The 20364-nt window shown below is 66.6% G+C and carries 18 protein-coding genes; 13 read left to right on the top strand and 5 right to left on the bottom strand.

Annotated features, from left to right (window positions below; all coding sequences use genetic code 11):
* Nucleotides 1-79: 79 nt before the first annotated feature.
* The 3 genes from BSZ14_RS06605 (at nucleotide 80) to lpdA (ending at nucleotide 5907) form a co-directional block, all read left to right on the top strand.
* Nucleotides 80-3058 carry a 2-oxoglutarate dehydrogenase E1 component gene (locus BSZ14_RS06605; protein ID WP_042484036.1) on the top strand — a complete coding sequence of 993 codons (2979 nt, stop codon included), beginning with the start codon at nucleotides 80-82 and terminating at the stop codon, nucleotides 3056-3058.
* A gap of 115 nt (nucleotides 3059-3173) precedes the next feature.
* Nucleotides 3174-4403, top strand: a complete 1230-nt coding sequence (gene odhB / locus BSZ14_RS06600) for a 2-oxoglutarate dehydrogenase complex dihydrolipoyllysine-residue succinyltransferase (RefSeq protein ID WP_076710360.1) — start codon at nucleotides 3174-3176, stop codon at nucleotides 4401-4403.
* Between the two features lie 109 nt (nucleotides 4404-4512).
* A complete protein-coding gene (lpdA, locus tag BSZ14_RS06595; RefSeq protein WP_042484038.1) occupies nucleotides 4513-5907 on the top strand; it encodes a dihydrolipoyl dehydrogenase in 1395 nt (464 codons plus the stop codon).
* Nucleotides 5908-6095: 188 nt separating this feature from the next.
* Here the strand turns inward: lpdA and BSZ14_RS06590 are convergent, their stop codons facing one another.
* Both BSZ14_RS06590 and pyk read right to left on the bottom strand, forming a co-directional pair.
* Nucleotides 6096-6839, bottom strand: coding sequence for a GNAT family N-acetyltransferase (locus tag BSZ14_RS06590; protein ID WP_076710320.1), 744 nt, complete (start codon nucleotides 6837-6839; stop codon nucleotides 6096-6098).
* Nucleotides 6840-6910: 71 nt separating this feature from the next.
* Nucleotides 6911-8377 carry a pyruvate kinase gene (pyk, locus tag BSZ14_RS06585; RefSeq protein WP_042484076.1) on the bottom strand — a complete coding sequence of 489 codons (1467 nt, stop codon included), beginning with the start codon at nucleotides 8375-8377 and terminating at the stop codon, nucleotides 6911-6913.
* 72 nt (nucleotides 8378-8449) lie between these two features.
* Here pyk and BSZ14_RS06580 point away from each other — a divergent pair, with 72 nt between their 5' ends.
* Nucleotides 8450-8752, top strand: a complete 303-nt coding sequence (locus BSZ14_RS06580) for a DUF1244 domain-containing protein (protein WP_241823669.1) — start codon at nucleotides 8450-8452, stop codon at nucleotides 8750-8752.
* A 141-nt stretch (nucleotides 8753-8893) separates the two neighbouring features.
* On the top strand, nucleotides 8894-9154 hold the full coding sequence (locus BSZ14_RS06575; protein ID WP_037570224.1) for a DUF2312 domain-containing protein: 261 nt from the start codon (nucleotides 8894-8896) through the stop codon (nucleotides 9152-9154).
* Nucleotides 9155-9338: 184 nt separating this feature from the next.
* On the opposite strand, the gene BSZ14_RS06570 is transcribed toward BSZ14_RS06575, so the two are convergent.
* A complete protein-coding gene (locus BSZ14_RS06570) occupies nucleotides 9339-10802 on the bottom strand; it encodes an ATP-binding protein (protein ID WP_042484078.1) in 1464 nt (487 codons plus the stop codon).
* Nucleotides 10803-10871: 69 nt separating this feature from the next.
* Here BSZ14_RS06570 and BSZ14_RS06565 point away from each other — a divergent pair, with 69 nt between their 5' ends.
* From BSZ14_RS06565 to ruvA, 4 genes are all read left to right on the top strand, one after another.
* Entirely contained in the window at nucleotides 10872-11411 is a 540-nt protein-coding gene (locus BSZ14_RS06565; protein ID WP_076710319.1) for a DUF1003 domain-containing protein, read from the top strand.
* A gap of 27 nt (nucleotides 11412-11438) precedes the next feature.
* The gene (locus BSZ14_RS06560) at nucleotides 11439-12182 is read left to right on the top strand and encodes a YebC/PmpR family DNA-binding transcriptional regulator (protein WP_042484083.1); all 744 of its coding nucleotides are present in this window, start codon (nucleotides 11439-11441) and stop codon (nucleotides 12180-12182) included.
* A gap of 103 nt (nucleotides 12183-12285) precedes the next feature.
* Nucleotides 12286-12804, top strand: coding sequence for a crossover junction endodeoxyribonuclease RuvC (gene ruvC / locus BSZ14_RS06555; RefSeq protein WP_076710318.1), 519 nt, complete (start codon nucleotides 12286-12288; stop codon nucleotides 12802-12804).
* A 221-nt stretch (nucleotides 12805-13025) separates the two neighbouring features.
* Complete coding sequence (gene ruvA, locus BSZ14_RS06550) at nucleotides 13026-13625, top strand: Holliday junction branch migration protein RuvA (protein ID WP_042484087.1); 600 nt, start codon at nucleotides 13026-13028, stop codon at nucleotides 13623-13625.
* Nucleotides 13626-13737: 112 nt separating this feature from the next.
* On the opposite strand, the gene BSZ14_RS06545 is transcribed toward ruvA, so the two are convergent.
* Entirely contained in the window at nucleotides 13738-14631 is an 894-nt protein-coding gene (locus BSZ14_RS06545) for a 2-hydroxyacid dehydrogenase (protein ID WP_076710317.1), read from the bottom strand.
* A gap of 155 nt (nucleotides 14632-14786) precedes the next feature.
* On the opposite strand from BSZ14_RS06545, the gene ruvB reads away from it, so the two are divergent.
* The 4 genes from ruvB to BSZ14_RS06525 all read left to right on the top strand — a co-directional run bounded on the left by ruvB (nucleotide 14787) and on the right by BSZ14_RS06525 (nucleotide 19525).
* Entirely contained in the window at nucleotides 14787-15812 is a 1026-nt protein-coding gene (gene ruvB / locus BSZ14_RS06540) for a Holliday junction branch migration DNA helicase RuvB (protein ID WP_076710316.1), read from the top strand.
* A gap of 491 nt (nucleotides 15813-16303) precedes the next feature.
* Nucleotides 16304-17518, top strand: a complete 1215-nt coding sequence (locus BSZ14_RS06535; protein WP_076710315.1) for a toxic anion resistance protein — start codon at nucleotides 16304-16306, stop codon at nucleotides 17516-17518.
* 4 nt (nucleotides 17519-17522) lie between these two features.
* Nucleotides 17523-18257, top strand: a complete 735-nt coding sequence (locus tag BSZ14_RS06530) for a hypothetical protein (RefSeq protein WP_241823668.1) — start codon at nucleotides 17523-17525, stop codon at nucleotides 18255-18257.
* The gene (locus tag BSZ14_RS06525) at nucleotides 18257-19525 is read left to right on the top strand and encodes a hypothetical protein (RefSeq protein ID WP_076710314.1); all 1269 of its coding nucleotides are present in this window, start codon (nucleotides 18257-18259) and stop codon (nucleotides 19523-19525) included. Before BSZ14_RS06530 ends, BSZ14_RS06525 begins: the two co-directional genes overlap by 1 nt.
* Nucleotides 19526-19957: 432 nt before the next feature.
* On the opposite strand, the gene BSZ14_RS06520 is transcribed toward BSZ14_RS06525, so the two are convergent.
* Nucleotides 19958-20364 (bottom strand): hypothetical protein (locus tag BSZ14_RS06520; protein ID WP_076710313.1); only part of this gene is annotated, 407 nt, incomplete at its 5' end.

Below are 20364 nucleotides of genomic sequence, written 5' to 3'. Positions count from 1 at the left end.
GCCGCTCGCGGCTGCGGACCCCAGGCGGATGTGCCGGGGTGGCGATCATGAAGAAGACGGGCGGTCGAGGAAGCGTCTCATGGGCTACGAAGGCCAGGAATTCAGCGACATCGCGGCGGGCGTCAGCCCCGCTTTCATCGAAACGCTCTATGCCAAGTATCAGGCCGACCAGGCGTCGGTCGATGCGGGCTGGCGGACCTTCTTCGAGGGTTTGGAGCAGGGCGTGGGCGCCCCCAGCTGGCAGAACAAGCGCTGGCCGCTGACCTCGACCGACGACCTGACGGCGGGCCTCGACCCGACCCAGATGGAACCGGCCCCCAAGCCCGCCAAGGGTGGCAAGCCTGCGCCTGCGGCTGCGGCCGCCGCTCCCTCGACCGCCGACATCGTCAAGGCGGCGGGCGACGCGATCCGCGCGCAGATGCTGATCCGCACCTATCGGGTGCGCGGTCACCTCGCGGCGAACCTCGACCCGCTGGGCCTGTCGGGCCTGCGTGAGCTGCCCGAAGACTTGAAGACCGAATATCACGGCTTCACCGACGCCGATCTCGACCGCAAGGTTTACCTCGGCGGCACGATGGGCTTCGAATGGGCGACCGTTCGCGAGCTGGTCGACACGCTGCGCAAGAATTATTGCGGCAATGTCGGCCTTGAGTACATGCACATCGCGGACGTGGAGGAACGCCGTTTCCTCCAGGACCGGATGGAAGGCCAGAACAAGGCGATCGAGTTCACCGTCGATGGCAAGAAGGCCATCCTGAACAAGGTCATCGAGGCCGAGCAGTGGGAAAAGTTCCTCGGCAAGAAGTATGTCGGCACCAAGCGCTTCGGCCTGGACGGCGGCGAGTCGATGATCCCCGCGCTGGAATCGGTCATCAAGTACGGTGGCCAGATGGGCGTGCGCGAGATCGTGTTCGGCATGGCGCATCGCGGCCGTCTGAACGTGCTGGCCAATGTGATGGCCAAGCCGCTGCGCGTGATCTTCCACGAATTCGCCGGTGGTTCGGCCAACCCCGATGACATCGGCGGTTCGGGCGACGTGAAGTATCACCTCGGCACCTCGACCGACCGTGAATTCGACGGCCACAAGGTCCATATGTCGCTGGTCGCCAACCCCTCGCACCTCGAGGCGGTGAACCCGGTCGTGCTGGGCAAGACCCGCGCGATCCAGACGATCGCGGGCGATCTGGAGGATCACTCGGCCTCGGTGCCGGTGCTGATCCATGGCGACGCGGCGTTTGCGGGCCAGGGCATCGTCTGGGAATGCCTCGGCTTCTCAGGGATTCGCGGCTACAACACTGGCGGCTGCATCCACTTCATCATCAACAACCAGGTGGGTTTCACCACCAGCCCGCAGTTCGCGCGCTCCTCGCCCTATCCGTCGGATGTGGCCAAGGGCGTCCAGGCGCCGGTCTTCCACGTCAATGGCGACGATCCCGAGGCGGTGACCTTCGCCACCAAGATGGCGATCGAGTTCCGTCAGAAGTTCCACCGCGACATCGTGATCGACATGTGGTGCTATCGCCGCTTCGGTCACAATGAGGGCGACGAGCCGGGCTTCACCCAGCCGCTGATGTACAACAAGATCCGCCAGCACCCCGGTGTGGCCGAGACCTATGCGAAGCGTCTGGTGTCCGAGGGCGTGGTCGATCAGGCCTGGGTCGACGAGAATATCAAGCAGTACACCACCCGCTGCGAAGGCGAGTTCGAGGCGGGCGCGAGCTACAAGCCCAACAAGGCCGACTGGTTCGCCGGTCGCTGGTCGGGTCTGTCGGCGCCCAAGGAAACCGATCAGGGTCGCCGCAACGTGGAGACCGGCCTCGACAAGAAGCTGTTCGACGCGATCGGCCGCACGCTGACCACGATCCCGGAAGGGCTTCAGGTCCACAAGACGCTGAACCGCGTGCTCGACGCCAAGCGCCAGATGTTCGCCACCGGCGACAATTTCGACTGGGCGACCGGCGAGGCCCTGGCCTTCGGTTCGCTGCTGTCGGAAGGCTATGGCGTGCGTCTGTCGGGCCAGGATTCGGGTCGCGGCACCTTCTCGCAGCGTCACGCGGTCTGGGTCGACCAGACCGACGAGCACAAGTACGTGCCGCTCAAGACCGTCGAGCATGGCAGCTTCGAAGTGCTGGACAGCCCGCTGTCCGAATATGGCGTGCTGGGCTTCGAATATGGCTATGCGCTGGCCGATCCGAAGACGCTGGTGCTGTGGGAGGCGCAGTTCGGCGACTTCGTCAACGGCGCGCAGATCATGATCGACCAGTTCATCACGAGCGGCGAGTCCAAGTGGCTGCGTGCCAACGGCCTCGTGATGCTGCTGCCGCATGGTTATGAAGGGCAGGGGCCGGAGCACTCGTCGGCACGTCCGGAGCGCTTCCTCCAGTCCTGCGCCAACGACAATATCCAGGTTGCGAACTGCACCACCCCGGCCAACTATTTCCACCTGTTGCGCCGCCAGATGCATCGTAACTTCCGCAAGCCGCTGGTCGTCTTCACGCCCAAGTCGCTGCTGCGCCACAAGCTGGCAGTGTCGAAGGCCGAGGATTTCCAGGGCGAGAGCCACTTCCGCCGCCTGCTGTCGGACACCAATGGTGCCGCCGACGAGGCCACGACGCGGCTGGTCCTGTGCACCGGCAAGGTCGCATACGACCTGATCGAGGCACGCGACGCGGCAGGCGATACCACGACCCAGATCGTGCGCGTCGAGCAGCTCTATCCGTTCCCGAGCGACGCGCTCGCCAAGCGGATCGCGCGGATGCCGAACCTGCAGGACGTGGTCTGGGCGCAGGAAGAGCCGAAGAACAACGGTTACTGGTTCTTCGTCGAGCCGCTGATCGAGGAGTCGCTGGCCGAGGCCGGGGCTTCGGTGAAGCGTGCCCGTTATGCGGGTCGTGCGGCGGCGGCTTCGCCCGCCACCGGCCTGATGAAGCGTCACACTGCCGAGCAGGGCGCGCTGGTCGCCGATGCGCTGGGCCATAATGTCCGCGAGGAAATCCGCCGGACGCGCGCCGAAGGCAGCAACACGACCGCCAAGCCGACCACGGCGGCGGCGGACTGAACGACTGACGAGTGCCCCGGTCCTTCGCGGGACCGGGGAGGGATGAAATCTGGCGCGGGCGTCTTGCCCGCCCGCGTAAGAGCCCCGGTCGATGGACCGGGCGGAGGAAATGGAAATGGCGACTGAAGTTCTGGTCCCGGTACTGGGCGAATCGATCTCCGAAGCGACGCTCGGCGAATGGCTGAAGCAGCCGGGTGATGCGGTGGCGGTCGACGAGCCGATCGCGAGCCTGGAGACCGACAAGGTCTCGGTCGAAGTGCCCTCGCCGGTGGCGGGTGTCATGGGCGACCATGCGGTGAAGGTCGGCGACACGGTGCAGGTCGGCGCGCTGCTGGCGACCGTCGACGCCGGTGGTTCGGCCCCGGCCAAGACCGAAGCGGCGACGCCTGCGGTGACCGCGGCTCCGGCGGCTGCTCCGGCTCCCGCCGCCGCCCCGGCCGCCGACGATTCGAGCGATTCGCCCGCCGCGCTGTCGCCGTCGGTGCGCCGTGCGGTGCTGGAGCATGGCCTCGACCCCGCGACGATCAAGGGCACCGGCAAGGACGGCCGTATCACCAAGGAAGATGTCGCCGCCGCCGCCGCCAACAAGTCGAGCGCCCCGGCTCCGGCCGCTTCTGCTCCGGCCGCTGCGCCTGCCGGTTCGGCGCGCAAGGAAGAGCGCGTGAAGATGACGCGCCTGCGTCAGACGATCGCCAAGCGCCTGAAGGAAGCGCAGAACACTGCCGCGATGCTGACGACGTTCAACGACGTCGACATGACCGCGGTGATCGAGGCGCGCGCCAAGTATAAGGACCTGTTCGAGAAGAAGCACGGCGTCCGCCTGGGCTTCATGGGCTTCTTCGTGAAGGCCGCGACGATGGCGCTGAAGGACATTCCTTCGGTCAACGCCTCGATCGAGGGCGATGAGATCGTCTATCACGACTATGCCGATATCTCGGTCGCCGTCTCCGCCCCGAACGGCCTGGTCGTGCCGGTCATCCGCGATGCGCAGGACCTGACGGTGGCGGGCATCGAAAAGACCATTGGCGACTTCGGCAAGCGCGCCAAGGACGGCACGCTGAAGATGGACGAGATGAAGGGCGGCACCTTCACCATCTCGAACGGCGGCGTGTTCGGCTCGCTGATGTCGACCCCGATCATCAACCCGCCCCAGTCGGCGGTGCTGGGCCTCCACCGTATCGAGGAGCGCCCCGTGGTCGTCGACGGCCAGATCGTCATCCGCCCGATGATGTACCTGGCGCTGTCCTACGACCATCGGATCATCGACGGCCGCGAGGCGGTGACCTTCCTCGTCGCGCTGAAGAACGCGATCCAGGACCCGACCCGCATCCTGATCGACCTTTGATCGCTTTGTGATCTATACGGACCCTCGTAACCACGAGGGTCCGTCCTTGCTGTGACAGGCGGGTGCGCCCGCAGGCTGGACCCCGAGAGCCGGGGAACGGGAGAGACAAATGGCTGAGTATGACTATGACGTCCTGGTGATCGGCGCTGGCCCCGGCGGCTATGTCGCGGCGATCCGCGCGGCGCAGCTGGGCCTGAAGACCGCGTGCGCCGAAGCGCGCGAGACGCTGGGCGGCACCTGCCTCAATGTCGGCTGCATCCCGTCCAAGGCGCTGCTGCACGCCTCCGAGCTGTTCGAGGAAGCGAGCCACGGCGCGCTGGCGAAGTTCGGTGTCGAGATCGAGGGCGCGAAGCTCAACCTCGACCAGATGCACGCCGAAAAGGCCAAGGCGGTCGGCGAGCTGACCGGCGGCATCGAATATCTGTTCAAGAAGAACAAGGTCACCTGGCTGAAGGGCAAGGCCGCGTTCCAGGATTCGAGCACGGTCAAGGTCGGCGACCAGATTGTCACCGCGCGCGACATCGTGATCGCGACCGGCTCGGTCGTCACCCCGCTGCCGGGTGTCGAGATCGACCAGAAGGTCGTCGTCGACTCGACCGGCGCGCTGGCGCTGCCCAAGGTGCCCGAGCATCTGGTCGTCATCGGCGGCGGCGTGATCGGCCTGGAGCTGGGTTCGGTCTGGCGTCGCCTGGGGGCCAAGGTCACGGTCGTTGAATATCTCGACCAGATCCTGCCCGGCTTCGATGGCGAGGTCCGCAAGGAATCGGCCAAGCTGTTCAAGAAGCAGGGCATGGAACTGAAGACCTCGACCAAGGTGACTGGCGTCACCGTCGAGGGCGACCGCGCGACCGTGTCGGTCGAACCGGCGGCAGGCGGCGCGGCGGAAACGCTGTCGGCCGACGCCGTGCTGGTCGCGATCGGCCGCAAGCCCAACACCGACGGGCTGAACCTCGAAGCCGCCGGCGTGAAGCTGAACGGCCGTGGCCAGGTCGAGATCGACCATGACTTCGCGACCAATGTCGACGGCGTCTGGGCGATCGGCGACGTCGCGCCGGGCCTGATGCTCGCGCACAAGGCCGAGGACGAAGGCGTCGCGGTGGCGGAAAACATCGCGGGCCAGACCGGCATCGTGAACCACGATGTCATCCCCAGCGTCGTCTACACCATGCCCGAGATCGCCGGTGTCGGCCTGTCGGAAGAGGCCGCCAAGGAGCGCGGCGAGGTGAAGGTCGGCAAGTTCCCCTTCATGGCCAACAGCCGCGCCAAGACCAATCGCGACACCGACGGCTTCGTGAAGGTCATCGCCGATGCCAAGACCGACCGCGTGCTGGGCGTGTGGATCATCTCGTCGCTCGCGGGCACGATGATCGCGCAGGCCGCGCAGGCGATGGAGTTCGGCGCGACGTCGGAAGACATCGCCTATACCTGCCACGCGCACCCGACCCATGCCGAGGCGCTCAAGGAAGCCGCCATGGCGGTGCAGGGCAAGCCGATCCACATCTGATCGGGCTGCATGGGACGAACGAAGGGAGGCGGGCATCGCGAGGTGCTCGCCCCTTTTGTTATGGGCCTCTGGAATTCCTCCCCTGCAAGGGGAGGGGGACCGCCGCGAAGCGGTGGTGGAGGGGTCTGGCCGCAAAGATCGTCCTGAATTGAAAGCGATCAGCATTGCACGGCTTTAGCCCCTCCCCTTTAGGGGAGGGGTTGGGGTGGGGCGTCGCCATGGCCGTTGCGCTTGCGGAAGCGTCCCACCCCCGGCCCCTCCCCTGAAGGGGAGGGGTGAGCAGAGTTGATCGTTTTCAACTCTAGGAGGAAGCCCCCCTCCGTCAGGGCTTCGCCCTGCCACCTCCTCGTGCCGGGGGGGGACGGAGGCTCCAGCACCATCCGCACCGATGGCATGTTCCCGCCGACCGCCATGCAGGAACACAGGACCCGATCCGTCTCGACAAAGCCCAGCTTGGTAAGTACCCGACCGGGCGCCGGATTGTTCTCGAAATAGCCCGAGGTCAGACGGGCAAGACCGAGTCGCTCGACCCCGAAATCGACGACCGCCTGCGCTGCCTCGGTCGCGATTCCACGTCCCCAATGCGCAGGGGACAGCCAATAGCCCAGCTCTGCAGTATCCGCGTCGCCTTCCGGGGTCAGCCCGACGGCGCCGATCAACCTATTCTCGCCCCGTAGCGTGATCGCCCATACCCACTCGGCCGGTACGACCTGATCCAGAAAAAAGCGCGCGTCATCCGGGCCATAAGGATGCGGTACGCGGGCCAGTCGGCGCGCAACCTCCCAATCCCCGACGATCGAAACGATCCCCTCCACATCATGCCCGGCGGGGCGTCGCAACGATAGGCGCGTGGTGGCGAGGTCAAGGCGGCTATCGAGATTGGGGATCATGGTCTTGCCCGCTGGACGTTCACGGCCTTGGCCGTCGGCCACATCCGTAGCGGACAAAAAAAGGGCGGCAAACGCTTTCGCGCCGCCGCCCCTTTCGTACCGGGGATCGGCGCTTACGCCTCGCTGCGATCCCCGTAATTCACCAGTTCGTCGCCCATGATGCGGGTGACGTGCAGCACATTGGTCGACCCCGGCGTGCGGAAGGGGACGCCCGCCATCAGCACGACCTGGTTGCCCGCCTCGGCAATGCCGTGGCGCAGGGCCATGCGCTTGGACTTGGCGACCATCTCCTCGAAGGATTCGACGTCGCGGGTGTGGACCGCATGACAGCCCCAGAGCAGGCCCAGGCGGCGCGCCGTCTCGAGCTGCGGGGTCAGCACCAGGATCGGCACCGAGGGACGCTCGCGCGCGACGCGTCGCGCGGTCGATCCGCTGGAGGTGAAGCAGATGATCGCCTTGGACGACACGGTGTTGGTGATCCGCGCCGCCGCTTCGGCCAGCGCGTCGGCGGTGGTCGGGTCGGGGGTCATCGCGGTGAAGTGGATACGCTCGCCGTGACCGGGGTCGTTTTCCACCGACACGCCGATCGCGTTCATCATGGCGACCGATTCGACCGGCCAGGCGCCCGCCGCCGATTCGGCCGACAGCATGATCGCGTCGGCACCGTCATAGATGGCGGTCGCCACGTCCGACACTTCGGCGCGGGTGGGCGAGGGGCTCTGGATCATCGATTCGAGCATCTGCGTCGCGACGACCACCGGGCGGCCCATGCGGCGCGACACCTCGACGATGCGCTTCTGGAGCGGCGGCACCGCCTGGGGCGGCAGTTCGACGCCCAGGTCGCCGCGTGCGACCATTACGCCGTCGCACTGCTCGACGATTTCCTCCAGCCGGTCGATCGCCTGCGGCTTCTCGATCTTGGCGAGGAGCGCCGCGCGCCCCTTGATCAGGCCACGCGCCTCCATCAGGTCCTCGGGTCGCTGCACGAAGGACAAGGCGATCCAGTCCACGCCCTGCTCGACCGCAAAGGCCAGGTCGGAGCGATCCTTCTCGGTCAGCGCGGCCATGGGCAGCACCACGTCGGGGACGTTCAGCCCCTTGTTGTTCGACAGCGCGCCGCCGACCTCGACCAGCGTCGTGATCTTCGTCTCGTCATGGAAAGCGACGCGCAGGACCAGCTTGCCGTCGTCGAGCAGCAGGCGCGCGCCCGGCTCGATCGCGGCGAAGATTTCCTTGTGCGGCAGCTCGACACGGGTCGCGTCGCCCGGCGTCGGATCGCGGTCGAGGACGAAGGTGCTGCCGGTTTCCAGCATGACCTTGCCGTCGGCGAACTTGCCGACGCGCAGCTTCGGCCCCTGAAGGTCGGCGAGGATCGTGGTCGGGCGGCCGAACCGCTCCTCCAGCCCGCGGATCGCCTTGATCAGCGGAATCTTCGACTGCTGATCGCCATGGCTCATATTGATCCGAAAGGCGTCGGCGCCTGCCTGGAACAGGGTAGCGATGGTTTCGGGATCGCTGCTGGCCGGGCCGAGCGTGGCAAGGACGCGGACTTTGCGCGAACGCGGGGGGAGAGTGTTCATGGTCACATCCTGCTTCTTTTCGGCCTGTGTCCTAAAGCCTAATGCGTTACGATCAACCTAGGAGCGATGAATATGGCCGATGCAATGGATGCGTTGAATGCAATCGATGACAAGGCGGCGGCCGAGGCCTTTCGGCGGCTGGTCCTGCACCTGCGTCATCGCAGCGATGCCCAGAATGTCGATTTGATGGGTCTGGCGGGCTTCTGCCGCAATTGCCTGTCCGACTGGCTGGGCGAGGCGGCGGGCATCGACAAGGCGACCGCGCGGCAAGCGATCTACGGCATGCCGTACGACCAGTGGAAGGCCGAGCATCAGGCCGAGGCGACGCCGGAGCAGTTGGCGCGCATGGCCGAGAGTGTGAAGAAGAACCGTTAACCCCCGCTTGAGCGCAGGGCCGGAAGCGCCTAGACCGCCCCCGATCCCGACATCCGCGCCGGACCGACCCTGCCCATGGGCGGGGACGTGCGTTGTGGCGGCGGATTCCTGGGAGTGGACCGAATTTCAGAGGGTATAAAAATGGCGGACGAGAATTTCGACAGCAGCGGCAATGTGACGGCCGACGAACTGCGCCTGCTGATCGAGCGGGCCGAGCGGCTGGAAGAAGAGAAGAAGGGCATTTCGGACGACATCAAGGATGTCTTCGCCGAAGCCAAGGCGCGTGGATACGACCCCAAGGCGATCAAGAAGATCATGGCCATCCGCAAGAAGAAGCGTGAAGAGTATCAGGAAGAGGAAGCCATCCTCGAAGTGTATATGAAGGCGCTGGGCATGATCTGATCCCGGCTTCGGGTTCTGGATATGCGAAGGGCGGCGGGGCTGATGGCCTCGTCGCCCTTTTTGTTGGTGGCGAGTGGCGGGGCGTGGCCTTCGACTTCGCTCAGGCTGAACGTGGGGTTGGGATTATGAGCCACTGCTACCCACTCCGTTCAGCCTGGGCGAAGTCGAAGGCCAAGGAAAAGCCTCACCCCATCTCCGCCGCCTGGGTCGTCCAGCCCAGCCGCGGAATCGTGATCGACCGCTTGCCCGTCAGGTCAGTGCGGCACACGAACAGGTCGCGGCTCTCGATATAGGCGATCAACCGCTTCACCCGGCCGAGCGAGCTGGTGCCATAGGTCTCCGCGATCTTGGTGTCCGGCGGGCAGGGTAGCCCCTCGCGCGCCGCGCGCGCGACCAGCAGGAACGCCCCCAGCATGTCGTCGGGCAGCATTGCCGCCAGCGCCAGCGCCTCCTGCCAGTCGGGATCGTTGACGTCGAAAATTCCCGCCCGCGCGCAGGACAGGCGACGGGCGAAGCCGTTCAGGTCGAGCGGCGGCCGCGCGAGGCCTGCCATCCGGCAGCGCACCTGGAAATCCTGGAACAGCACCGAGGCGGGGCGGAAGGTCGATTCGGGGTCCTCGACGATCGCGCGCAGGACCTGCTCGTAGATCGCCTCGACTTCGCCTTCGTCCATCTCGGGCGCGGGCGGTGCGGCGGTGGTCGGCAAGGGCGGGCGGCCCAGATCGGCCATCAGTTCCTCGGCGGGCACGCGGCGCGGCCGCGGGTCGAAGGTCATGGGCAGCGTCGGCGCTTCCTCGACCGGCGCGAAGAGCAACTCCTGCAAATCGGGCGGCGGGGCGTCGGGCAGGGGGGTCAGCTTGGGGCTGCCCGAGCGGGCCGAGGTCTCGACCGCGCCGATCTTCACCGTGATCGGCCGCCGCGAGACGGCGGGGCCGAGCGCCAGGAAGGTGCCGCGCGCCAGATCGCGGATCGCATCCGCCTGTCGCCGCTCCATGCCGAGCAGGTCGGCCGCGCGCGCCATATCGATGTCGAGGAAGGTGCGGCCCATCAGGAAGTTGGACGCCTCCGCCGCGACATTCTTGGCCAGCTTGGCGAGTCGCTGGGTGGCGATCACCCCCGCCAGGCCGCGCTTGCGCCCGCGACACATGAGGTTCGTCATGGCGGACAGCGAGGCGCGGCGGACTTCTTCGGTCACTTCTCCGCCCGTGGTGGGGGCGAACAGCTGCGCCTCGTCGACCACGACGAGGGCGGGATACCAATGCTCGCGCGGGGCATCGAACAACGCGTTCAGGAAGGTCGCGGCGCAGCGCATCTGCCCCTCGATCTCCAGCCCCTCCAGGCTCAGCACCACCGAGGCGCGGTGTTCGCGAATCCGCGAGGCGAAGCGCCCGACTTCCCGCTCGGCATAGTCGCCCGCCTCGATCACGACATGGCCATAGGCCTTGGACAAAGTGACGAAATCACCCTCGGGATCGATCACCACCTGCTGCACCTGGCCCGCCGACTTTTCCAGCAACCGGCGCAGTAGATGCGACTTTCCCGACCCCGAATTGCCCTGCACCAGCAGGCGGGTCGCCAGCAGCTCCTCCAAATCGATCGGCACCGACGAGCCACGCTCATCGGTTCCCATATCCACGCGTACCGTCATGACTGGCGTTTGGCCGATCAACGCCCCAAGGAGCAAGGCATTTGATTCCTTAAGCGGAGCCCTTTGCCCATGGCCCTGACGACCGCCGCCGAAATCGCCCGCCGTACGCTGGGCAAGCCCGTGCATGAGCTGGACGAGGAAGAAGCCCAGGTCATTGCCGATATCGAGTCGGGCCAGCTCAGCGCGCGCGACGCCGCAGATGTCGCCGACGAAAGTTCGACCTGGGGCGAAAAGCTGGCCGATCGGGTGGCGGCGGTCGGCGGCAGCTGGGGCTTCATCATCGCCTTTACGGTGATCCTGCTGGGATGGATGCTGCTCAACTCGAATGTGCTCAGCCATTTCGGCATGGCGTTCGATCCATACCCTTATATCTTCCTCAACCTGCTGCTCTCGACCCTGGCGGCGATCCAGGCGCCGGTCATCATGATGAGCCAGAACCGGCAATCGGCGAAGGACCGGCTGGCCGCGAGCCTGGACTATCGCACCAATTTGCGCGCCGAGATCGACATATTGCGGCTGCACCACAAGCTGGACAATGCCGTGACCGAACGGCTCGATACGCTGGAGGCGAAGATCGACGGGTTGGCAAAGGCCCTTGCGCGGTCGTAAAGAGCGCGATCATTTCAAGAGGCACCGATGGCAGGCCACAGCAAATTCAAGAACATCATGCACCGCAAGGGCGCGCAGGATAAGAAGCGCTCGGCAGCATTTTCCAAGCTTTCCCGCGAAATCACCGTCGCGGCGAAGATGGGCACGCCCGACCCGGACATGAACCCGCGTCTGCGCGCCGCCGTCAACGCGGCCAAGGCGGCCTCGATGCCCAAGGACAATATCGCGCGCGCGATCGACAAGGCCTCGCGCGGCGACGGGGAGAATTACGAGGAAGTCCGCTATGAGGGCTTCGGCCCCGGCGGCGTCAGCCTGATCATCGAGGCGCTGACCGACAATCGCAACCGCACCGCGACGAACGTGCGCACCGCGGTGTCGAAGAATGGCGGCAATCTGGGTGCGGGCGGTTCGGTCAGCCATGGTTTCGACCGGATGGGCCTGATCAACTATCCCGCCAGCGCCGGCGACGCCGAGAAGGTGTTCGAGGCCGCGTTGGAAGCCGGGGCCGAGGACGTGACCTCGTCCGAGGACGGCCATGAGATCTGGACCGCGCAGGGCGACCTCCACGAAGTCGCCAAGGCGCTGGAGCCTGTGCTGGGCGAGGCGGAAGGCGCCAAGCTGGCCTGGCGTCCGCAGACCATGGTCTCGGTCGACGAAGCGGCGGCGGCGACCTTGTTCAAGCTGATCGATACGTTGGACGATGACGACGACGTCCAGACCGTCTGGGGCAATTACGAAGTCTCCGACGAAGTGATGGAAAAGCTCGGCTGATCCCCATTCCTCCCCAGGCTCTGCCTGGGGAGGGGGACCGCGCGGCAATGCCGTGTGGTGGAGGGGCAAGTCGGTGCATACTGAACCCTCCCGAAAGCCCGAAATGACCTCACCCCCCGCCATCATCCTCGGACTCGATCCCGGCCTCGGCACCACCGGCTGGGGGGTGATCGCGGTGGAGGGCAACCGCCTGCGGCATGTCGCCAACGGCCAGATCAAGACCGAGCCGTCAATGGTGCTGCCGCGCCGCCTCGCGAACCTGCACGCGGCGCTCTATGACGTGATCCGCCAGCAACAGCCCGACGGCGCGGCGGTCGAGGAAGTGCTGGGCAACAGCAACGCGCAGTCCACGCTGAAGCTGGGCCAGGCGCGCGGTGTCGTCCTGCTATCGGCGGCGCAGGCCGGACTGGTCGTCGGCGAGTATCACCCCAGCATCGTCAAGAAAGCGACCGTCGGCACCGGCGGTGCGGACAAGAAGCAGGTGCAGGCGATGGTCGGCCATCTGCTGCCCGGCGTGAAGCTGACCGGGCCGGACGCGGCGGATGCGCTGGCGGTGGCGATTACGCACGCACATCATCTGGCGAGCGCGCGGGCGATGCAGCGGCGGGTGGGGGCGGTTTAGCGGCCGTCTTGGCTTGTGGCGAGGCCCTCCCCCATCCCCTCCCGCCTGCGGGAGGGGCGTGCCAAGGTTCGATTGCACGAGTCCCTTGAAGTAACGCTTGCGGATAGCAAAGTAACGCACCCCTCCCGCGAGCGGGAGGGGATGGGGGAGGGCCTGCCCCAAGCGACACCCCCAACGATAACCCCCGTGACGTCCACCCCCTTTTGTTCTAACCCCTCCCCATGATCGCGCATCTCAAGGGACGTCTGGACTCCACCGGCATCGACCATGCCGTCATCGATGTCGGCGGCGTCGGCTATCTGGTCGGCGCTTCGGCGCGCACCCTGTCGTCTATCGGGCCGGTGGGCGAGGCGGCGATGCTGCATACCGAGATGCTGGTGTCCGAGGACTCGATCCGGCTGGTCGGTTTCGCCAGCGCGGACGAGCGTGACTGGTTCCGCCTGTTGACCGGCGTGCAGGGGGTCGGCTCGCGGGTGGCGCTGGCCATCCTGTCCGCGCTGGAGCCCACCGACCTGATGCGGGCGATCGCCAGTGGCGACAAGGCGATGGTCGCGCGGGCGAACGGGGTAGGGCCGAAGCTCGCCCAGCGGATCGTGATGGAATTGAAGGACAAGGTCGGCGGCATCGTGCTCGCCCCCGGATCGGGTGGCGGCGTGGCGGCGTCGGCCGGGGCTGGCGCGGATGCGGTGTCGGCGCTGCTCAACCTGGGCTTCCGGCCCGCCGAGGCCAATGCGGCGGTGGCGGCGGCGGAAGAGGAATTGGGGGCGGGGGCCTCGCTTGATGCGCTGGTGCGGTTGGCGCTTCGAAAGGCGGCGAAATAGGGAGTGTGGTGAGGGTGGGGCGTGGGCTTCGACTACGCTCAGCCTGATCGGGTTTTTGGAATCTTCCCCACGTCCGTTCAGGCTGAGCGTAGTCGAAGCCCAAGGGAATCCCTCACCCCAACAACCCCGGCACCGCAAGCCCCGCAAAATGCGCGTCGAGATTGGCCACCACCAGCTCGGCCATCGCCGCCCGCCCCTCCCGCGTCGCGCTCCCCTGATGCGGGGCGAGCACGACATGGTTCATCCGGCGCAGCGCGTAAGGCACGTCGGGTTCGTCGGCGAACACGTCCAGGCCTGCCCCCGCGATACGATGCGACTCCAGCGCCGCGATCAGCGCATCTTCCTCGACCAGGCTGCCGCGCGCGACATTGACCAGCACGCCGTCCGCGCCCAGCCGGTCCAGCACACCGACATTGACCACCCCGCGCGTTTCCTCCCCGCCCGGCGCGGCGAGGAACAGCACGTCGCTCTCCGCCGCCAGCGTCGCCAGATCGGGGACGAAGCGCCAGGCCACCCGCTTTTCCGAGCGTGCGGTGTAGAGGATCTCGCCACCGAACGGCTCCGCCCTTTTGGCAATCGCCTGTCCGATCCGGCCTAGTCCGAAAATGCCGATCCGCCGTCCGCTGGCGCGTCGACCCAGGGGCACGGTCCAGTTGCCCATCCGCATCGCCCGGTCGTTCGCCGCGATCCGCCGGTCGACCGCCAGCCACAAGGCGATCGCCTGATCGGCGACGTCCTCGGTCAACACATCGGCGGTGATCGCGATGCGGATACCACGCGCGGCGACCGCGTCATGGTCGATCCCGTCATGGCCGACGCCGTGGATCGCGATGATCTCCAGTTCGGGCAGCCGGTCCAGCAGTGCGGCGTCGACCGTCATCTGCCCGCCGCCGACGATCGCCTTGGTGGTCGGCGGCGGTGCATCGCGGTACAGCGTGAAGCGTTCGGCGAGCAGCAGCTCCAGGGCGGGCGAAACGGCGGTAGCCAGGAAGATATCGTGCGGCATGACCCCTGATGTAGCGCGTTTCCGACCGCGAGTCCGCTATCCGGGATTAAGCCGTCGCCCGGACGATTGTCCCGACCGCGCATAGCCTGCTATGTTCGTGCAATGTTCGCGCAGCTTCTCGACAGCCATGCCCTCCAGCCGCTAGGGCGGACCCCGTGACCGACCAAGACCGCCTCCTGTCCGCCAGCCGCCGTCCCGAGGATGTCGACGCCGCGCTCCGCCCGAAAAGCCTGGACGAGTTCGTTGGGCAGCAGGCGGCGCGCGACAATCTGCGTGTCTTCATCCAGGCGGCGCGCGGGCGTGGCGATGCGCTGGACCATGTGCTGTTCTTCGGCCCGCCGGGGCTGGGCAAGACGACGCTGGCGCAGATCATCGCGCGTGAGATGGGCGTGGGTTTCCGCGCGACCTCGGGTCCGGTGATCGCCAAGTCGGGCGACCTCGCCGCGCTGCTGACCAATCTGGAAGACGGCGACGTCCTGTTCATAGACGAAATCCACCGCCTGCAACCGGCAGTCGAGGAAGTCCTGTATCCCGCCATGGAGGACCGGGTCCTCGACCTGATGATCGGAGAGGGGCCGTCGGCGCGGTCGGTGCGGATCGACCTGCCGCGCTTCACGCTGGTCGGCGCGACGACGCGGCAGGGATTGCTGACCACCCCCTTGCGTGACCGCTTCGGCATTCCGGTTCGCCTGCAATTCTATACGGTCGAGGAACTGACCCGCGTCGTCACCCGTGCCGCCCGCCTGCTCGACCTGCCGATCTCCGAGGACGGCGCGGTCGAGGTCGCGCGCCGGTCGCGGGGCACGCCGCGTATCGCGGGGCGGCTGCTGCGCCGCGTGCGCGACTTCGCCACCGTGGCGGGGCATGAGATCGTCCACGCCGCCGCCGCCGACCAGGCGCTGAATCGGCTGGAGGTCGACGCGCTGGGACTCGACGCGATGGACCGGCGCTATCTGACGATGATCGCCGACGTCTATCGTGGCGGGCCGGTGGGGGTGGAGACGCTGGCCGCAGGGCTCTCCGAGCCGCGCGACACGATCGAGGAGGTGATCGAGCCGTTCCTGATCCAGCTCGGCCTGCTCGCCCGCACCGCGCGGGGGCGGATCCTGAATGCGGGCGGGTGGAAGCATCTGGGGCTGAACCCGCCGATCGGGTCACAGGACGGTCTGTTCGACGCCTGAGGCGGCGGGCGTCATAATCGCTCCCAGGCTCCGTTCAGCCTGAGCGAAGTCGAAGGCCAAGCGGAAACAGCCGCCACAGAAGTCCCCCTAGCTCACGCGAAATCCCGTGGCCTTCGACTTCGCTCAGGCTGAACGGAGGTAAGGGGCGGGTGTCCAAAAACGGACCCCCGCCGGTCAGAAGACCGATAGGGGTCAGGTGGGCGTCTCTCTATGCTGCGTTCGGCCCGGCATCTTCGCTCGGATGCCGATCAGTGACCTCGCAACCGCATGATTCCATACGCAAAAGCGTGGAGCCACAGGTTTTGGGGATGACCGGACCGCCCGGAGAGGCAAGGCCGAACGCGAGTAACGAACCCCCTGGGCTTCGGTTGCGCGAGAGGGGCAATCAATTTCCCGTCTATTCCTCCCCAGATAGTATTACCCCGATAATACACTTGAACCCCGCCGCCATCCCCTCCACACTAGGTAGGCGTATTTGGAGAGTTTGAACGATGGCCACGACCGCCGATACCGTGACCCAGGAAAAGGGGCTGACGCTGACGCCGCCCGATCCCGTGCCGACGGTGGCGCCCGCCCAGGCCGCCGGGCTGGTGCCCGTCGACGACAAGACGCGAACCCAGCTGGAGCAGAAGGTCGACGGCTTCGTCGCCGAACTGATCGCGCAGGACGTCAACAGCCCCGAATTTGGCCGCCGCGTCGATGCGATCACCGCCATGGGGCAGAAGGAAATCCGCGAGGCCGCTGGCCAGTCCAACCGCTTCCTCGACCGCCCGGTCAAGGCGATGGACGGCGAGACGGGCGTGGGCAAGGACCTGACCGAGCTTCGCCGCGTGGTCGAAAGCCTGGATCCCGGTCGCCAGGGCAATCTCTCCGCGCCGCGCAAGCTGCTCGGCATCCTGCCCTTCGGCAACAAGATGCGCGACTATTTCGACGGCTATCGTTCATCACAGACGCATATCGCCGCGATCCTGAAGAGCCTGTCCTCGGGCCGCGACGAACTGCTGATGGACAATGCCGCCATCGACACCGAGCGCGCGAACCTGTGGTCCGCCATGGGGCGGCTGGAGCAGATGATCCATCTGTCCAAGGCGATGGACGCCAAGCTGGAGGATGCCGCCAACGAGCTGGATCACACCGATCCCGCCAAGGCCAAGGCGATCCGCGAGACCGCACTCTTCTACACCCGCCAGCGGACCCAGGACCTGCTGACCCAGATGGCGGTCACGGTGCAGGGCTATCTGGCGCTCGATCTGGTCAAGAAGAACAATGTCGAGCTGGTGAAGGGCGTCGACCGCGCCTCGACCACCACCGTCTCGGCGCTGCGCACCGCCGTCACCGTGGCGCAGGCGCTGGCCAATCAGAAGCTGGTGTTGGACCAGATCACCGCGCTCAACACCACGACCGCCAACATCATCGATTCGACCGGCAAGCTGCTGCGCAGCCAGACCGCGCAGATTCACGAGCAGGCGGCGGCCGCGACCATCCCGCTGGAGACGCTGCAACGTGCCTTCCAGAATATCTATGACACGATGGACGCGATCGACAGCTTCAAGCTGAAGGCGCTCGATTCGATGAAGACCACGGTCAACACGCTGGGCCAGGAGGTCGAGAAGTCGAAGGGCTATATCGCCCGTGCCGAGGGGGCGCAGAACCCGCAGCTGACCAGCGGGTCTGCGGCGTCGTCGTTCAAGCTGGAGGCGCTGTAATCCCGTGACCACCCCCCGCTCGAACGAGGTCGATGCCCAGATCGAGCGTGCGCGCGAAGTGATGGCGCGCATCTCGCAGGACTATCGCGGGTCGGCGCAGCAGACGGTCAAACGGGTGCGGCGACGCGCGCGCTCGGCGATGCAGCGAGTGATCCTGATCGCCATCGCCAATGCGGTCATCCTGATCGCGGCGATGGTGACCGGCCTGATCCTGCCCGGCGGGATCGGCATTTTTGGCGCGCTGGCGGCGATGATGCTGATGCTGGCGGCGACGCTGGCCATCGCGCTGGCGCCTGCCCCGCGCGCGCCGACGCCCGCCAAGCTGGCACAGGTCGATATCAAGGCGCTGCCCGCCCAGACCGAACGCTGGCTGGAGGCGCAGCGGCCCTTGCTGCCTGCGCCCGCCGTCCAGCTGGTCGACCGGATCGGGCGGCGGCTCGATACGCTCTCCCCGCAGCTCGCCGCCGTCGACAACGACACGCCCGAGGCGATGGAGGTCCGCCGCCTGATCGGCGAGCAGCTCCCCGCCTTCCTGCGCGATTACGAACGCGTGCCCGAGCCGCTTCGCCGGGTCGAGCGCAACGGCCGGACGCCCGACGCACAGCTGGTCGACGGCCTCAAGCTGATCGAGCAGGAGATCGGCGACATGACCCAGCGGCTGGCCCAGGCCGATCTTGACAGCCTGTCGACCCGCGGGCGATTTCTGGAAATGAAATATCGCGAGGAAAGGGCGGACTGATGCGGGGCGCGGCGGTGGTGGTGTTGATGATGCTCTCCACCGCCGCGATGGCACAGGACGGGCCGAGCAAGGTGGAGTTCGCGGCCGCCAGTGCGGCCGGGGATCGGCTCGATAGCGGTCATTATCTGGATGCCGCCGAAGCGCTACGCCCGCTGGCATTCGATGCGGCGGGCAAGCCGAAGCCCGGCTTTCTCCACGATCAATGGGCGGAACTCCACACGCTGATGACCGCCGAGCCGGTCGAGCCCGAACCTGCCCCTGCCCAGACCGCCGAAGCCAAGGCCATGGCGGATCGCGTCGCCGCCGCAAGCCTGCGGGATGCGATCCTCGAAATCGTCGCACGGGCGGCTCGGACTCGTGTGGTCATCCTCAATGAGAATCACGGACTCCCGCGCGATCGTGCCTTTGCGCTGGAGGTGGCGCGGGCGCTTCGGCCGCTGGGCTATTCAGTCCTGGCGGCGGAAACCTTCATGGTCGGCGACAAGAACGTCTCCCTATCAAAGCTGGCCAAGCAGGGTTATCCGACCCAGAGAACGGGCTATTACACCCACGATCCCGTCTTCGGCGATTTCGTCCGGCAGTCGCTGGCGCTGGGCTATCGCCCGCTGAACTATGAACAGACGGACGAGGAGCGCGGCGAGCCGACCGGCCGGGCGGAAAGCATCGCCCGGCGCGAAGAGGCGCAGGCGAGTCATCTGGCGCAGGCGCTGGCCGCCGATCCCAAGGCCAAATTCTTCGTCTATGTCGGTTTCAGCCATGTCGCCGAGCAACCGATTGACGGGGCCGACGACGCCAAAGTGCGCTGGATGGCCACGCGCCTGAAGGAGAAGACCGGTATCGATCCGCTGACCATCGATCAGACGGTTCTGGGGCCGCTGATGGGAGATTCCAACGGCCTCGCGCGCCGAATTCTGGCGGGCAAGACTTCCAGCGGGTCGGTCGTGCTGTTCGATGGCGACCGCCCCGTGACGGTCGGCCAATATGCCGGTGCGGTCGATCTGCAGGTCTATCATCCCGTCACGCGCATGGTGAAGGGGCGTCCCGACTGGCTGGCGGCGATGGGGCGCAAGCCTATGGCGATCCCGGCGGGCTTCGTGCCGCAAAAGGGCGAGCGGCTGGTACAGGCGTTCATCGCGGGCGAAAGCGACGATGCGATTCCGGTCGATCAGGTGCTGTTGCGCGGCGGTGACGACGTGCCGTCGCTGATGGTGCCGGGGGACAAGCCGCTGCGGCTGGTGATGCAGGAGCCGACTTCGGCCAAACCGTAACTTGGAGTTCCTCACCGTGCGGGGAGTAATGCCCGATCAGCCTTCGCACTTAGGTCAGACGGCCAACCCCATAAATGAAAAGAGGCTGCCGGGACGTCATCGCGACGGCCCCGGCAACCCCTGAACATGGTCAGCGGCCGGAGAGCTCCAGCCCGGGAGACCATGCGGGCCTCATGACATCAGGCGCGACCGTTGATTGGGGGAGAATACCCCCCGAGACGCGCCCATCGATGTCAGAGACCGGCCCCCCGAACGAACTGAACCGACCCCCTTGCTGAACCATGAGACATCGGATCACCTCCTTTCGCTAGTTAAAGCCAATGCGCCCTTTCAAAGTGCGCAAAGCCAATGTGCGTAGGCGAAAGCCAATAAACAAGACTTGTAATGCGACGATGTTTGGCCGAGCATCCTGCCCCCGCCCAATGGCGGGACTCAGCCCCGGCAATCCTCGATCACACGTCCGATTTCCGCATAGGCGGGGATGACCAGCGGCACCTGTCCGCTCTGTTCGATCGTGAACCGCCCCCGGCTGAATGCCATCGCATCCAGCAGCGGATCGGCGACCGGGAGCGACAGCTCCGCGCCGCCCGCGACTGCATGGGCGGTCAGGCTGCGCGTCGTGCTGGAGGTGCGGATCGTGACGGCACCCGCGACCGATGCCGGGCGACCGAGGCGGATCTGGCGGGTGCGCGGATCGCAGGCCAGGGTCAGGCGAGTCACGCCGCCAGTGCCGAATATCGCGACCGACCCTTGCGCGGCGCGTTGATACCGCCAGTCACCGGGCGTCAGGGGCCAGTCGCGCCAGTCGCTTCCCAGCACCGGGCGCGGCGCGGGCGGGG

It is taken from the genome of Sphingomonas sp. Sph1(2015), from assembly GCF_001970915.1.
Lineage (GTDB): Bacteria > Pseudomonadota > Alphaproteobacteria > Sphingomonadales > Sphingomonadaceae > Sphingomonas > Sphingomonas parapaucimobilis.
This window is presented reverse-complemented; position numbering and strand designations above follow the sequence as displayed.